Genomic DNA, 14540 nt, shown 5'->3' with positions numbered 1-14540 from the left:
TTCCACGGAGAGGGGCCCGGGCTCCCGGTCGAGGTGTCCAGGACTCAGGACGGCTCCACCCTTGCGGCAGCCCGGTCCCAGGCCCGTTGATCTCCCTGCGGGGTGTAGTGGCGCAATTCCTGCGTCTGTGCGACGAGTCGTCGCATGTCCATGAGATCGCCGACCAGGCCATGGGCGCGTGCCTGCAGCAGTACGTTCCCGAGCGCGGTCGCCTCGGCGGGACCGGCCGTGACCGGGAGGCCGGTGGCGTCCGCGGTCCACTGGCACAACAGCTCGTTGCGTGAACCCCCGCCGACGAGATGGATCCGGGTCAGCTCCCGCCCCGCAAGACCGGCGGCCTGCCGCAGCGTCCTGCGATGCGCCAGCGCCAGGCTCTCCAGCACACACCGCACATACCCGCCGGGAGTGTGGGGCGGTTTCTGTCCGGTCCGTACGAGATGGGCGTCGATGCGCGACGGCATGTCACCCGGAGCGAGGAATGTCGCGTCGTCGGGGTCGATCAACGCGGCGAACGGCCGGGCACGGGCCGCCACTGCGAGCAGTTCGGCCAGGCCCGGAGCCGTACCCCGCCGGTCCCAGGCACGGCGGCACTCCTCCAGCAGCCACATGCCCATGATGTTGCGGAGATAGCGGATGGTGCCGTCCACCCCGCGCTCATTGGTGAAGTTTGCCGCCCGGGACTCCTTCGTCAGCACCGGGGCCGCCAGTTCCAGACCTGCCAACGACCAGGTGCCACAGGACACATAAGCGAATCCGGGCTCGGCCGCGGGCACTGAGGCGACCGCCGACGCCGTGTCGTGCGAAGCGACGGTCGTCACCGGTGTACCGGCCGGCAGCCCCGTGTACTCGGCAACATGCGGCAACAGTGTCCCCGCCGGGTCACCCGGCTCACGCAGTGGCGGAAACCAGGAACGCTCCAGACCCAGTCGGCCGATCAGCGCGTCGGACCAGGTCCCGGCAGATGCATCGAACAAGCCTGTCGTCGACGCGTTGGTGATCTCCGCGCCCACCGTTCCGGTCAGCCAGTGCACCAGCAGGTCGGGGATCAACAGCATCGTCCGTGCCGCACTCCAGTGGGCACTCGCATGATGCGCGGCGAGCTGGAACACCGTATTGAACGGCAGATGCTGCAAGCCGCTCACGGAGTACAGCTCCTGCGCCCCGCATTCGGCCAGCACTTGCTCGGCTGCCTGGCCGTTACGGCTGTCGCGGTAGTGGAACGGCAGCCCGAGCAGTGCCCCGTCGGCATCGAGAAGGCCGTAGTCGACCGCCCAGGTATCGATGCCGACCGAGGCGATCGGACCGCTGCGCGCAGCGGTCCGCAGACCGTCCAGCATCCCTTGGTACAGGGCGAGCACGTCCCACCGCAGGCCGTCCGGCAGCCGGACCGGGGTATTGGGGAAGCGGTGCGCTTCGGTCAGCACGAGCTTCCCGGGACCGGCCCGGCCGGTGATCACCCGGCCGCTGGTGGCACCGAGGTCCACGGCCGCGAAGACCGCGTCGCTTGGTGAGGTCACAGACATGGGACTCTCATCCGGGTCATCGCAGGAATGCCGCCGCCACACCGGCGTCGACGGGAATGTGAAGACCGGTCGTGTGCGTGAGGTCCCCGCCGGTCAGTGCGAAGACGGCGTTCGCGACGTGCTCCGGGAGCACCTCGCGCTTGAGGAGGGTCCGCTGGGCGTAGAACTCGCCGAGCTTCTCCTCCTCGATGCCGTACGTCGCCGCACGCTGGGCACCCCACCCGGCCGCGAAGATCCCCGAACCGCGCACCACACCGTCGGGATTGATGCCGTTCACCCGGATCCCGTGCTCGCCCAACTCGGCCGCCAGCAACCGCACCTGGTGAGCCTGATCGGCCTTGGTCGCCGAGTAGGCGATGTTGTTCGGGCCCGCGAAAACCGCGTTCTTCGACGCGATGTAGACGATGTCGCCGCCGAGGTTCTGCGCCCGCATCACCCTGGCGGCCTCACGCGAGACCAGGAACGATCCGCGCGCCATGATGTCGTGCTGAAGATCCCAGTCCCGGGCCGTGGTTTCGAGCAGCGGCTTCGAGATCGAGATCCCGGCGTTGTTCACGACGAGATCCACACCGCCGAACGCGAGCACCACCGCCTTGAGCGCCCCGGCGATCTGCTCCTCACTGGTCACGTCGACCGTCACCGCGACAGCTTTGTCGGGCCCGCCGAGCTCCTGCGCCACCGAGGAGGCGTTCTCCGCATTCAGGTCCGCGACGACGACACACGCCCCCTCCGCGACCAGCCGGTGCGCGATGGCCTTGCCGATGCCGGACCCCGCCCCCGTGACCAGCGCCACCCGGGTGGCCAGTGGCTTGGGCTTCGGCATCCGGCGCAGCTTGGCCTCCTCCAGTTCCCAGTACTCGATCCGGAACTTCTCGGACTCCTCGATCGGCGCGTACGAGGAGACGGCCTCGGCGCCGCGCATCACATGGATGGCATTGAGGTAGAACTCCCCGGCGACCCGGGCAGTCTGCTTGTCCTTGCCGAAGGAGAACATGCCGACTCCGGGCACCAGCACGATTGCCGGGTCCGCGCCGCGCATCGCGGGGGAGTCGAGGGTTGCGTGACGCTCGTAGTACGCGCGATACGCCTCCCGGTACTCCCTGTGCAGTTCCTTCAGGCGTGCCGCAGCCTCGTCCAGCGGGGAGTCCGCGGGCAGGTCGAGGACCAGTGGGCTGACCTTCGTGCGGAGGAAATGGTCGGGGCACGAGGTACCGAGCGAGGCGAGCCGCGGGTGTTCGGTGCGGGAGAGGAAGTCCAGCACGGGCTCCGTGTCGGTGAAGTGGCCCACCTGCGGACGGTCGGTTGAGACCAGACCGCGGATCAGGGGGGCGAGCGCAGCGGCTCGCTCCCGGCGCTGCTCCTCGGAGAGGGCCTCCCGGCCGGCCCACACGGGGCCGAACGGCTCCGCCTTCCCCTGCTCCTGAAGGAATGTCTCAGCGGTGCGGATCATCCAGAGTGCGTTGTGCTCGCACTCCTCGGACGTCTCGCCCCAGGCCGTGATGCCATGGCCGCCGAGGATCACACCGACGGCCTGCGGGTTGGCCTCCTTGACCGCGGCGATGTCCAGACCGAGCTGGAACCCGGGCCTGCGCCAGCCCACCCAGGCCACCTTGTCGCCGAAACACTCCGCCGTGAGCTTCTCACCGTCGGCGGAGCATGCCAGCGCGATCCCCGAGTCCGGATGCAGATGATCGACATGCGCGGCCTCGACCAGTGCGTGCATCGCCGTGTCGATGGACGGAGCGGCGCCGCCCTTGCCGTGCAGGCAGTAGTCGAACGCCGACACCATCTCGTCCTCGCGCTCCATCCCCGGATACACGTTCTTGAGCGCGCGCACCCGGTCCAGGCGCAGCACGGCGAGACCGGCCTCGGTCAGCGTGCCGAGATCACCACCGGACCCTTTCACCCAAAGCAACTCGGTCTCGCCGCCGGTGACCGGGTCGGTGGCGGTGGCCTTGACCGATGTATTGCCGCCTGCGTAGTTGGTGTTGCGGGCATCGGAGCCGATCCGGTGGGCGCGCTCCAGGAGCGCGGCGACTTCGGCGTGGGTCGCAGACGTCATGAGATTCCTTCGGTGTCGGGTCGGGCTGAATCGGTCGGACGGGGGAAGGGACGGGGGCTCAGGCGCCCCAGCCGGCCTGTTCGCCACCGACCCGGGTGGCCGCGATCCGCTCCTGATTGCCCGAGGCCAGATATGCGGCGAACGGATCCCTGGCCAGCCCGATCTCATCACGCACCTCGGCGAGCAGCGGACGGACATCGGTGTTGTACGCGTCCATCAGGACACCGTTCGCGGCCAGCACATCGCCGGACTGCTGCGCGGCGCTCAGCGCGTCCATGTCGATCAGCAATGCCTTGGCGGTCGCTTCCTGCACATTGGCGACCGACCGGATCACGGCAGGGATCTTCGCCTCGATGTTGTGGCACTGGTCGAGCATGAAGTTGACGTTCGTCTCGGGCTTCATGCCGCCGTTCTTGACCACCTCGTGCATGATCCGGAACAACTGGAACGGGTCGGCGGCCCCGACCATCAGATCGTCGTCGGCGTAGAACCGGGAGTTGAAGTCGAACGCGCCGAGCTTTCCCGCACGCAACAGGAACGCCACGATGAACTCGATGTTGGTGCCTGGCGCGTGGTGTCCGGTGTCCACGACGACCTGAGCCTTCGGGCCGAGATTCAGGCAGTGCGTGTACGCCGTACCCCAGTCCGGCACATCGGTCGTGTAGAACGCCGGCTCGAACAGCTTGTACTCCAGCAGCAACCGCTGGTCGTCGCCCAGCCGCTCGTAGACCTCGGCCAGCGCCTCGGCGAGCCGGTCCTGACGGGCCACGATGTCGTCCTGCCCGGGGTAGTTCGTGCCGTCGGAGAACCAGAGCTTGAGATCGGGGGACCCGGTCTCGTCCATGATGTCGACGCACTCCAGCAGATGGTCTGTGGCCTTGCGGCGCACCTTCGGGTCGGGGTGTGTGACCGATCCCAGCTTGAAGTCGTCGTCCTGGAAGACGTTGGAGTTGATCGCACCGATCCGCAGCCCGAGATCCTCGGCATGCCGGGTCAGCGCTGAGTAGTCCTCGACCTTGTCCCACGGAATGTGCAACGAAACCTTCGGTGCCACACCCGTGAACGCGTTCACCTGCGCCGCGTCCTCCAGCTTCTCGAACGGGTCGCGCGGCACTCCTGGGTGCGCGAACACCTTGAACCGCGTCCCGGAGTTCCCGTACCCCCACGACGGTGTCTCGATCACCTGGGACTTCAGAGCTGCCTTGACGGCCGACACATCAGACATGAACACCTCACAAGCGGAGTCATCCAGCGACCGGTGGTCGCTCGGCGATGTGAATCGTTTCATCTGGAACCTACGCTAGGATTGCCACAAGCCTCCAGTCAAGCGGCCAGTTGTGTTCCCTTCCCGGCTTGAATCAATTCACCCCATAGGTGGATCGGGTGCACTCGCAGACGGGTTGACCACGGGACGAGCGATTGGGTTCGGACCGACAGGCATCGAGTGCGCTCGGGGTGGTCCTGAGAGCGCCCTGCCCGCCTACTCGTTCAGAGCATGGTGGCGCATCGGAGCGACGAGGTGAAGAGCGACGGCGCGACGACGGCTATGCCTGCTGACCGCTGACCGCTGACCGCCGGACGGGGCGGGACTTTCCGTCCCGGTCCGCCCGGCGATGGAGAACACCGCAACCGCGGTGCCGTTCAGCAGATTCGTTCAGCGACCGCTGCCGGACATGCTCGGCTGAAGCGAGCGCACGAGATCGAAGAACCGGGACTCGTTGCCGCAGAGCCCCGCACGCTCCAGCGCGCCATCGGCCTCCGCGATCGGCGAGGCGAGCAATGGCACGTACAAGGGGCCCTCGTCAGGTTCCGCGAGCGCGGCCCGAGTGGCCTCCAGCAGTCGGACATACGCCTGGGCCGCGGCGAGTTCGTCATTGCGCATCTCAGCATCTCCCGGTCAGAGGTGTCGGACCCACCAGCATCCCCCATGGGTCTGACAACGCACTCCCACAGCGACGCGAGGCCGCCCACTAGCCGCCGTTCGACCGTCGGGCACCGGCCGGTGGTTCGACCTCCAGAAACCTTCTGCGCCGCGGTCCGCGGTACAGCAGCGCCGTCCAGCCCAACTCCCGCAGCACAGCCGCGCACCGGGCCAGCTCACCCTCCTCCGCGTGGGCGGCCCCGCTGCCGGGCGGACCGAGCCACTCGACCCTTACGCTGCCCGGCACCTCACCCTGCTCCAGGCGGTACCCGGTCGCCGTACGCAGGCCGGAGTCGTCAACGGCCGAGGCGGCCAGGCCCGACGCCTCCAGGGCCAGGGCGATGGCCCGTATCGGCTGGTTGGTCTCCCACTGCGCGGGTACGCCCTCCGGGCTCGCGTGCCCGGTGTTCGTCAGCCGCCGGATCTGCAGCATCCCCCTCGAACGCCGTCCGTACCGAGGCGCCACGCTTTCCGTTCGGTGCCGGGTACCTCGGGCCGTCCCCGGTGGCCGGTTCGAACCCGGTCTCGTGCTCGGTGCCCATCAGCGTCCCCTTCGCCCGTGCCGTACTGCTGCCAGTGTGCGTCGCCCCACTGACAACCGCTCGGGCGCGAGGCATCCGACTGTCCCGACCGGGCTGCCGAACCCGCCGCCGCACAAACGCCCTGTCTACGCCCGCGGAGCGTCCCCTTCACCGGACGGCGACGACCCGGCCCCGCCGAGCACTTTGCCCGGATTGAGGATGCCGTGCGGGTCCAGCGCCGCCTTCACCGCGTGATGCATGCCCAGCACCGCGGAACCCAGTTCCTTGTTCATGCCGCGCATCGTCAGCAGTCCCACCCCCGTGCTCGCCCGTCACGGTGCCGCCGAGCGCGATCGCCTTGTCGAGGATGTCCTCGAACGCCAACTGGGCACGGGCACGCGCGGCTTCGTCACCGGGCGGGGTGGTGATCAGCGGGTGCAGGTCGCCGTCCCCGGCAAGGGTGATGTTGGCCACCAGAATGTCGTGCCGGGCCGCTGTCTTCCCGATCCGGCCAGCATCTCGGGTACCGCGGTCCGCGGTACACAGACGTCCTCGGTCAGGACCGGACCGAGCCGTTCCAGCGCCGGGTAGGCCGGCCGCCGTGCCTGCAAGAGCGCATCGGCTTCCTGCTGGTCCCTGGAGACCACGGCCCAGGTCGCGCTCGCCCGCTCGAAGCAGTCCAGCACGAGTTCGGACTCGGCATCGCCCTCGGCGCCCGGGGTGTCGACCCGACCGAGCAGCACCAACGTCCGCGTAGGCGGAGAGCCTCATCTTCCACGCGTCGACAGCGGCGAGACAGTGACGGTCGACCAGTTCGAGTGCCGAGGGGATCACGCCCGACGCCGTCACGGCGCTCACCGCCTCTCCCGCCCCACCGACGAGAAGTACCCCGCCACGGTCCGCTCCTGCGGCCGTGCCGGGCGCAGCCGGAGTGTGTGCGTGTGCGCGTTCCGCCGTCGGCGTCAAGCCGGGTCGAAGCCCCGCAGGAAGTGATCGCGCAGGACGGCCCGCCGGCGTGCGTCGGCCAGCCGCTCGTCGACCCAGAGGAAGAAATTGTCCGCGATGGTGTCCGTCCAGTCGTACGCCGGATCGTAGGGACCGGTGTCCGGCGGGGGCAGGTGCGCCTGCCACTGCGGATCGGGCGGACTGTCGACGGCGAAGGTGCGGGTGCCGTCCGGCTGCTGCACGTGCCGGACGGTCACCTTTTCGCAATTCCACCGGTGTTCGCCGTACTGCAGCCAGAGAACCGAATCGACGGCGTACAGGGCGGCAACGGTGCCGGTGCGGTGCGGCAGCACATGGACGAAGCCGTGGCAGCGGCCGGAGGCCGGGGTGAGGAGCCCGGAGGCGGGGTCCAGCGCCCACACCTTGCCATGACGGTCGTAGTCCTGCAGCACTGTCACGGACATCAGCGACGCGGCTCCAGACCGAGCTCCTGGTCGATCGCGGCATTGCTGCGGGTCGCCGCGTCGATGACCGCCGCCCAGTTGCCGTACCTGGCGAACTGCTGGTCGGCCGTCGGGCCCAGCGGGTTGCCGTACTTCGCCATGTTGCGTGCCTCGAGGGCCTTCACGGCCTCCGGCGACATGCCTGCGCGTGTGATGTCCTTGGCCTCGTTGCGCATGGCGACCAGCACGCGGGCGATGTCCTCGTCGGAACGGCCTTCGGCGCGCATCCGCTCCTCGACGTGCTCCATGGAGTCGAGCAGCTGGTGGTAGCGGATCCGGATCTCGCGAGCTTCCGCCCGTTCCTCCGGAGTCATCTCGCGGATCGAGCAGACGACCGGATCGCTGCTGGTGCACGGTGTGTCCGGACCGGTCACGGCCGCGTGCACGACGCCGGCCGATGGCGCGACGGCAGGAACGGCCAGTGCCGTCCCCGGGGCGAACAGTGTGCTGCCCGCCACGGTGAGCAGCGGAAGGAGAAGGGTGACGACCAGTCTGCGGATGAGCGGGCACCGGCGGGACGCGGAGGAGAGCGAGACGGCAGACGATGTACGTACATGCATGGAGAAGTACTTTTTTCGCCAAAGGAACAGGGCGAAACGGACGCTACGGTGGCCTGGGCGTCCGGGAGCGATCACGAAATCGGCGCGTACGGGTGACGGATCCCGATAGGGTCGATCGTCCGACAGCTCCATACCCCAGAGGACCCACGCACTGTGTCCGACAATGTCCAAGGCCCCAGTACCGACCGCACCGATCGTGCTTCGCTGCGCGCCGACTGTGCGAACTGTTTCGGGCTGTGCTGCGTCGCACTGACCCTGACCCGGTCCGCGGACTTCGCGATCAACAAGGATGCCGGTAAGCCCTGTCGCAATCTGCAGGAGAACTTCCGATGCGGCATTCACACCGAACTACGGACCGAGGGCTTCCCCGGCTGCACCGTGTACGACTGCTTCGGAGCCGGCCAGAAGGTCTCCCACGAGACCTTCGACGGGCAGGACTGGCGCCGGGCCCCGCAGACCGCCCAGCAGATGTTCCAGGTGTTCCCGGTCATGCGACAGCTCCATGAACTCCTCTGGTATCTGACGGAAGCGCTGTCCTTGGAGCCGGCGCGCTCCCTGCACGGCGAGATCCGCCGCACCCTCGACGAAACGGAGCGCCTCACCCATCTCCCGGCGGACGCGTTCACGGACCTGGATGTGGCCGCGCACCGCGACGACGTGGCCGCCCTGCTGCTCCGTACCAGCGAACTCGTACGAGCCACGGCGCCCCGCAACAAGAAGCGCGACCGCCGCGGCGCCGACCTCATCGGAGCCCGGCTCAGAGGCGCCGATCTGCAGGGTGCCGATCTGCGGGGCGCGTACCTCATCGCAGCTGACCTCAAGGGCGCCGATCTGCGTCTGGCCGATGTGATCGGGGCCGACTTCCGGGACGCCGACCTGGCCGGCGCCGACCTCACCGGAAGTCTCTTCCTCACTCAGGCTCAGCTCAATGCGACCAGGGGCGACGCGACGACGAAACTCCCGCCCTCGCTCAGCCGCCCCACGCACTGGCACGGGTGAATTCCGGCCCGGACCGCGATTCTGACGGCCCGGACACCGTCTCCGCCGGGCCGGAACGAATCGGCCGGTGCGGCGGGGCACGGCCGACGCCCGTGGTTCGTTGCACAGTGTGGCGTACCCGGAACGCCTTCGACGACCGGACCGAGGAGTCCCGCACATGCCCAGCAGTACCGACCGCCGCCGCACAGAGCAGAGTCGCGCCGACGGGAACCGCACCCGCCTGATCGAACGGCTCATGGAGCAGTTCCCGCACGTGCCCCGGGAAGCCGTCATCAAGGAAGATCTGCTGCGCGGCGGCGTGGCGTTCGACGAGTCCGCCCTCAGTGACAACGAGGGCGGTGATGTCAAGCCGAAGTCGTACTTCATCTTCTCGTTCGACCACGGAACCCTCCCCGAGCTCGGCGCGGCCGCACTGCGCCGTCCGCCGGAGGAGATCGTGCTCACCGGAGGTCCGTACGAACTGCGCAGGACCGTGGTGTCGGTTCGGGTCAACCCGGCGTCCCCGTACCGCGTCGCGGTCGATGACGAGGGCGTGCTCGGGCTGTACCTCGACGACAGGCGGATCTCCGACGTCGGTCTGCCGCCGATGCCGGACTACTACCGGCACACCCTTGAGAACGGCAAGTCCGTGATGGAAGTCGCGCCCACCATCCAGTGGGGCTACCTCGTCTATCTGACGGTCTTCCGGGTCTGCCAGTACTTCGGGGCGAAGGAGGAGTGCCAGTACTGCGACATCAACCACAACTGGCGCCAACACAAGGCGGCGGGACGTCCGTACACCGGTGTGAAGCCGGTCGAGGAGGTCCTGGAGGCACTGGCCATCATCGACAAGTACGACGCCGCGAAGACCTCCACCGCCTACACCCTCACCGGCGGTGCCATCACCTCTCACATCGGCGGCCGCGACGAGGCCGATTTCTACGGGCAGTACGCCAAGGCCATCGAGGAGCGCTTCCCCGGTCGATGGATCGGCAAGGTTGTCGCCCAGGCCCTGCCCAAGGCCGATGTGCAGCGTTTCCACGACTACGGTGTCCAGATCTACCACCCCAACTACGAGGTGTGGGACCGCCGGCTGTTCGAGCTCTACTGCCCCGGCAAGGAACGCTACGTGGGCCGCGACGAGTGGCACCGCCGCATCCTGGACTCCGCCGAGGTCTTCGGCCCCCGCAATGTCATCCCCAACTTCGTGGCGGGCGTGGAGATGGCCGAGCCTTTCGGCTTCACCACGGTGAAGGAGGCCATCGACTCGACCACCGAGGGCCTGCGGTTCTTCATGTCGCACGGCATCACTCCGCGATTCACCACCTGGTGCCCGGAGCCCACCACCCCGCTCGGAAAGACCAACCCGGACGGAGCGCCGCTGGAGTACCACATCCGCCTGCTGGACGCCTACCGCGCGACCATGGAGGAGTACGGGCTCAGCTCGCCCCCTGGCTACGGCCCGCCCGGCCCGGGGCGCGCAGTCTTCTCCGTCAGCTCGTTCATGGACAGTCTTCCGGCCTGTCCGGACGACGTTCAGTAGTACTGGGCCGATTGTCGGGCACCACCGGGGCGGCGGAAGCCAGTTCACGTACGACCCGGGCGAAACCCTGCACCAGGACGTGGTCCGTGCCGTCGCCCCAGGCGAGCACGGTTCGCACAGGCTCGACATCGGTCAGTGGCACCCACGAGAGATCGGGCCGGGTGTATTGGGCCATGCTCAGCGGTGCGAAGCAGATGGCGGAGCCCTCCGCCATCTGCTCCAGCATCTCTTCGACGTTGTCGTTGGTCGGTCCCCACTGCGGACTCGATCCGTCCGGGCGGGGGTTGACCGCCGACCAGTCCACCCATTCGCGCGGCGCCCGCTCGGTCCACATCAGCGGCTCGTCACGCACGGCGAGTACGGATATCCCGTCGCGGTCCGCGAGCGCGTGTCCGGACGGGAGCCCAACGACCCGTGGCTCTGTCTGCACCACCTCGATGCAGAGCCGGGGCAGGTCGTTGGGCAGCCATACGAAAGCCAGGTCGACCAGCCCTTCACGCAGAGCCGCAGCCTCCTGACCCCAGTCGTTCCGGCTTCGGCGCCACGCGGATTACGGGGTGGCGCCGTGCGAACTCGGCCCGCGCCCGGGTGGTGAGTTCACCCGCACCACTCGCCTCGAATCCCACCCGCAGCACGCCAGTCTCCGCGCCGGTGCCGCTGCGCTGCGGCGGTCACCCGCTCGGACTGACTGACGGTGAGCAGGGCCTCGGCAATCACCTTGCGCCCGGCAGCGGTCGCGGACACGCCACCGGCGTGCCGGTCGAAGAGCTGCACACCCAGCAAGGACTTACAGGCTCTTCAGGGCGTAGGACAGGGCCGGTTGACTGACGTACAGCCGTTGCGCGGCCCGTCCGCGGTTCTCCTCTTCGGCGATCACGGTGAGGTAGGTCAGCTGACGCAGGTCCATCCAGCGATCATAAATCGTCTTTATGGAGCGAGAAGGACTCTGTCTTGGACCGCCCGATACCGGCTGGCACAACTGAGTGAGGTCCCCAGCTCGGACGGCAATCAGGAGGGCGACCCCGACAAGGCCGCCGCGGCCGTCCTCACCGCCCTCGCCGCCGAGAAGACGCCGTTCCGGCTGCTGCTCGGCAACGATGCGACCGATGCGATCCACGCCCACCTCGATGCCGCGCGCGCCGAGACTCTTGAGTGGGAGACAGTCAGCCGCAGCACCGACTTCGGCGACTGGGGGTCATGGGCGGCGGGACCGGATTGTAGGGCGCATGTACTGGACCGTCGGGCTCTCGACGGTCCGGTGCACGCGGCGACCGCGCCGGGATGAACCCGTTGATTGCCGGCGCCCCGTGCCGTCAGGCGCGCCACTCCGCCGTGCGCTCCGGGGACGCTTCGGCGAGCGCCTTGGCGACGGCTTCGGCATCGCCCTGATGGCCGTAGACCGGCGTGCCGGGCTGCTGCCGCCAGGACTCGTCGAGGCCGCCCGCGTCCACGGTGTCGAAGCCCAGCTCGTCGATGAGGTCGCGTACGACCTGCTTGGCTGCCGCATCGTCACCAGCCACCGGCAGCGCCTGACGGCCGGGGCTGCCCTTCGGGAGGCCGTTGGCAAGGATGTCCTGCGCGTACGTCCCGTTGAACGCCTTGACCACCGGGTGACCGATCTGTTCCTCGGCCCACCGGCTCTCCGCCAGACCGTCCTCGATTGCAGCGATGCGGCCGTCGCGCTGCTGCGGGTAGTAGTTGTTCGTGTCGATGACCACGACCCCCTCTGCGGCCCCGTCGAGGAACCCGGAGGGCAGAGCGGGGACGGCCTTGACAGGGACGGTGACGACAACGACCTGGGCTTCCCGAGCAGCCTCCGCGGCGGTGACCGGGGTGGCTCCGGTCTCCTCGGCGAGCGCGGTGAGCGTCTGCGGACCGCGCGAGTTGGCGACGGAAACGTCATGGCCCAGCGCCGTGAGGCGCCGGGTGAGGTTACCGCCGATGTTGCCCGCTCCGATGATGCCGATCTTCATGGATCTGACCTTCCGATGGTTCCTGCAGTACGTGATGTGGTCTCGCCGGTTCACCAACTACCCACTGCGGGTCCATATTCCGGGAAATCGCAAAACGATTCGCCCGTTCACCGGGAGGATGGGACCGGATGACTGCGGGCACGTACAGGAAGAGGAACGGAATTACCGAGCCCGCTTGGAGGCGGTGCCCATGTTGCATGGCGTCGATGTCAGCTCGTATCAGTCGTCCTTCGACACGGACGGACTGGACTTCGTCCTCATCAAGGCCACCGAGGGTCGTTCGTACGTCAATCCGCATCTGACCTCTCAGGTCAAACGTGCCAGGGACGCAGAATGCGTGGTCGGCTTCTACCACTTTCTCTGGCCGGGCGACATCACGGCGCAGGCGGAGTACTTCGTGAGCAAGGCTCCGGAGCAGGCGGGTGATCTGCTCGCCGTGGACTGGGAAGAGAACGGCGAGGGCACGCGGGCGAGCGATTCCGAGAAGGACCGCTTCATCCGTGAGGTCAAGCGCTTGAGGCCCCATCACAAGGTTCTGCTGTACTGCAACCGCTACTTCTGGCTGCATCACGACACCACGTCGTATGCAGGGGACGGCCTGTGGATAGCCGACTACGTGACCGCGGGGAAGCCCAGGATCGAGGCGTCCTGGCGCATTCATCAGTATACCGACCAGCCGCTCGACAAGGACGTCGCCGCTTTCTCCTCGCGGACCGCCATGCGTGACTGGGCCGACGGGTAGCGGCGCGGGGGCCGCGCGGCCGGCGATCGGGCACGCAGCACGTGGCATCGAACATCGGGCATAGGGCACGTAAAAGTGAAATCCGGCCATCTGGAATACTCTGTTTCGAGGCTTCCGTCCCCCTCTGTGATGGTGGAGGGTGGCCACTAAGCCGGACGTGCGCGATCGAAGCGGAGGAGTAATCCATGAAAGCCGCCGTTGTCCGCAGCTTCACCGAGCCGCTGGTGGTCGAGGAGAGGTCCGTGCCGACGCCGGCCGGGCACCAGGTCCTGGTGCGGATGGAGACCTCCGGGCTGTGCCACACGGACATTCACGCCGCAAAGGGCGACTGGCCGGTCAAGCCCAGCCCGCCGTTCGTGCCGGGCCACGAGGGCATCGGTATCGTCGAAGCGGCCGGTGAACAGGTCACGCATCTTGCAGTGGGGGATCGGGTGGCCATCCCCTGGCTCGGAGAGGCGTGCGGACACTGTGACTACTGCGTCTCCGGCTGGGAGACGCTCTGCCTGAAGCAGCAGAACAGCGGCTACTCCGTGGACGGCAGTCATGCCGAGTACGCACTGGCGCACGGAACGTACGTGGTGCCGGTACCCGCCGGCATCGACCCGCTGGACGCGGCACCGCTGACCTGCGCGGGCGTCACCACGTACAAGGCCGTGAAACTGTCCGGCGCGCGCCCGGGCACGCGCGCCCTCGTCTCCGGCATCGGTGGTCTGGGCCACCTCGCTCTGCAGTACGCGCGGATCTTCGGCGCCGAGACGATCGCCGTCGACGTCACCGACGAGAAGCTGGCCCTCGCCCGCGAACTGGGCGCCGACCATGTCATCGATGCCCGGGTCCAGGATGTTGCAGAGGAGACTCACCGGCTCGGTGGAGCCGACGCGGCCATCTCGCTGGCCGTGAGCAATGCATCGTTCGGCGCCGCCTACAGTGCGCTGCGCCGGGGTGGCACGCTGGTTTTGGTGGCGCTCCCCGCCGAGGGTGCGCTCGAACTGCCCGTCTTCGAGACGGTGCTGAACGGTACGAAGATCATCGGCTCCATCGTCGGAACTCGTGAGGATCTCGCCGAGGTGTTCCAACTGCACAGGCTCGGCCGCACACGCGTCGTCCGCGAGAGCCGAGGTCTTGAGGACGTCAACGCGTCGATCGACGAAGTACTGAAGGGCAAAGTGTCAGGTCGTCTCGTCTTCGATATGCGCTGAACCTGTTCTGAACCGCACACGTACAGAGCCGCCAACGATGCTTGTCCGCGCTCTTGTCCGTGCCTGGTCC

The 14540-nt window shown here is 68.0% G+C and carries 14 protein-coding genes and 2 pseudogenes; 4 read left to right on the top strand and 12 right to left on the bottom strand.

From position 1 onward, the window contains the following. Window positions 1–44: 44 nt before the first annotated feature. The 8 genes and pseudogenes from OG953_RS02330 to OG953_RS02295 form a co-directional block, all read right to left on the bottom strand. A complete protein-coding gene (locus OG953_RS02330; RefSeq protein WP_405682170.1) occupies window positions 45–1523 on the bottom strand; it encodes a rhamnulokinase family protein in 1479 nt (492 codons plus the stop codon). Window positions 1524–1539: 16 nt separating this feature from the next. Beyond that, on the bottom strand, window positions 1540–3585 hold the full coding sequence (locus OG953_RS02325; RefSeq protein WP_405682169.1) for a bifunctional aldolase/short-chain dehydrogenase: 2046 nt from the start codon (window positions 3583–3585) through the stop codon (window positions 1540–1542). Between the two features lie 58 nt (window positions 3586–3643). Next, entirely contained in the window at window positions 3644–4810 is a 1167-nt protein-coding gene (gene rhaI / locus OG953_RS02320; protein WP_405682168.1) for an L-rhamnose isomerase, read from the bottom strand. Window positions 4811–5239: 429 nt separating this feature from the next. Next, window positions 5240–5467 (bottom strand): hypothetical protein, encoded by a 228-nt coding sequence (locus tag OG953_RS02315; protein WP_405682167.1) that lies wholly within the window; start codon window positions 5465–5467, stop codon window positions 5240–5242. Window positions 5468–5555: 88 nt separating this feature from the next. Beyond that, window positions 5556–6048, bottom strand: a pseudogene (locus tag OG953_RS02310) (hypothetical protein). A 125-nt stretch (window positions 6049–6173) separates the two neighbouring features. Further along, window positions 6174–6962, bottom strand: a pseudogene (locus OG953_RS02305) (FAD-binding oxidoreductase); the annotation flags it as partial. A 27-nt stretch (window positions 6963–6989) separates the two neighbouring features. Continuing rightward, a complete protein-coding gene (locus OG953_RS02300; RefSeq protein ID WP_405682165.1) occupies window positions 6990–7436 on the bottom strand; it encodes a hypothetical protein in 447 nt (148 codons plus the stop codon). Beyond that, a complete protein-coding gene (locus tag OG953_RS02295) occupies window positions 7436–8035 on the bottom strand; it encodes a hypothetical protein (RefSeq protein WP_405682164.1) in 600 nt (199 codons plus the stop codon). Before OG953_RS02295 ends, OG953_RS02300 begins: the two co-directional genes overlap by 1 nt. A 153-nt stretch (window positions 8036–8188) precedes the next feature. On the opposite strand from OG953_RS02295, the gene OG953_RS02290 reads away from it, so the two are divergent. After that, a complete protein-coding gene (locus OG953_RS02290) occupies window positions 8189–9034 on the top strand; it encodes a pentapeptide repeat-containing protein (protein ID WP_405682163.1) in 846 nt (281 codons plus the stop codon). 157 nt (window positions 9035–9191) lie between these two features. Further along, window positions 9192–10556, top strand: a complete 1365-nt coding sequence (locus OG953_RS02285; RefSeq protein ID WP_405682162.1) for a radical SAM protein — start codon at window positions 9192–9194, stop codon at window positions 10554–10556. Here OG953_RS02285 and OG953_RS02280 read toward each other — a convergent pair. The 4 genes from OG953_RS02280 to OG953_RS02265 form a co-directional block, all read right to left on the bottom strand. Beyond that, window positions 10516–11058: a LysR substrate-binding domain-containing protein gene (locus tag OG953_RS02280; protein ID WP_405691574.1), complete on the bottom strand. Its 543-nt coding sequence runs from the start codon at window positions 11056–11058 to the stop codon at window positions 10516–10518. The two genes, OG953_RS02285 and OG953_RS02280, sit on opposite strands and share 41 nt — an antisense overlap. Before the next feature lie 95 nt (window positions 11059–11153). Then, complete coding sequence (locus OG953_RS02275) at window positions 11154–11339, bottom strand: hypothetical protein (protein WP_405682161.1); 186 nt, start codon at window positions 11337–11339, stop codon at window positions 11154–11156. 4 nt (window positions 11340–11343) lie between these two features. Continuing rightward, window positions 11344–11463 (bottom strand): LysR family transcriptional regulator, encoded by a 120-nt coding sequence (locus OG953_RS02270; RefSeq protein WP_405682159.1) that lies wholly within the window; start codon window positions 11461–11463, stop codon window positions 11344–11346. Between the two features lie 406 nt (window positions 11464–11869). Then, window positions 11870–12529 (bottom strand): NADPH-dependent F420 reductase, encoded by a 660-nt coding sequence (locus OG953_RS02265; RefSeq protein WP_405682157.1) that lies wholly within the window; start codon window positions 12527–12529, stop codon window positions 11870–11872. A gap of 190 nt (window positions 12530–12719) precedes the next feature. Here OG953_RS02265 and OG953_RS02260 point away from each other — a divergent pair, with 190 nt between their 5' ends. After that, window positions 12720–13271, top strand: a complete 552-nt coding sequence (locus OG953_RS02260) for a GH25 family lysozyme (protein WP_405691572.1) — start codon at window positions 12720–12722, stop codon at window positions 13269–13271. 185 nt (window positions 13272–13456) lie between these two features. Continuing rightward, window positions 13457–14470 carry an alcohol dehydrogenase AdhP gene (gene adhP, locus OG953_RS02255; RefSeq protein ID WP_405682156.1) on the top strand — a complete coding sequence of 338 codons (1014 nt, stop codon included), beginning with the start codon at window positions 13457–13459 and terminating at the stop codon, window positions 14468–14470. Window positions 14471–14540 lie beyond the last annotated feature (70 nt).

The organism is Streptomyces sp. NBC_00057, assembly GCF_045041165.1.
Classification (GTDB): domain Bacteria; phylum Actinomycetota; class Actinomycetes; order Streptomycetales; family Streptomycetaceae; genus Streptomyces.
Note: the sequence above shows the minus strand (reverse complement) of the source record. Positions and strands in the feature narration are given on the sequence as shown.

Excerpts from the sequence above, each read along its gene's own strand:
- OG953_RS02295 (WP_405682164.1), bottom strand. The coding sequence starts at position 8,035 with ATGCATGTACGTACATCGTCTGCCGTCTCGCTCTCCTCCGCGTCCCGC.
- OG953_RS02330 (WP_405682170.1), bottom strand. The coding sequence starts at position 1,523 with ATGTCTGTGACCTCACCAAGCGACGCGGTCTTCGCGGCCGTGGACCTC.
- OG953_RS02260 (WP_405691572.1), top strand. The coding sequence starts at position 12,720 with ATGTTGCATGGCGTCGATGTCAGCTCGTATCAGTCGTCCTTCGACACG.
- OG953_RS02270 (WP_405682159.1), bottom strand. The coding sequence starts at position 11,463 with ATGGACCTGCGTCAGCTGACCTACCTCACCGTGATCGCCGAAGAGGAG.
- rhaI (WP_405682168.1), bottom strand. The coding sequence starts at position 4,810 with ATGTCTGATGTGTCGGCCGTCAAGGCAGCTCTGAAGTCCCAGGTGATC.
- OG953_RS02325 (WP_405682169.1), bottom strand. The coding sequence starts at position 3,585 with ATGACGTCTGCGACCCACGCCGAAGTCGCCGCGCTCCTGGAGCGCGCC.
- OG953_RS02285 (WP_405682162.1), top strand. The coding sequence starts at position 9,192 with ATGCCCAGCAGTACCGACCGCCGCCGCACAGAGCAGAGTCGCGCCGAC.
- OG953_RS02265 (WP_405682157.1), bottom strand. The coding sequence starts at position 12,529 with ATGAAGATCGGCATCATCGGAGCGGGCAACATCGGCGGTAACCTCACC.
- OG953_RS02315 (WP_405682167.1), bottom strand. The coding sequence starts at position 5,467 with ATGCGCAATGACGAACTCGCCGCGGCCCAGGCGTATGTCCGACTGCTG.
- adhP (WP_405682156.1), top strand. The coding sequence starts at position 13,457 with ATGAAAGCCGCCGTTGTCCGCAGCTTCACCGAGCCGCTGGTGGTCGAG.
- OG953_RS02300 (WP_405682165.1), bottom strand. The coding sequence starts at position 7,436 with ATGTCCGTGACAGTGCTGCAGGACTACGACCGTCATGGCAAGGTGTGG.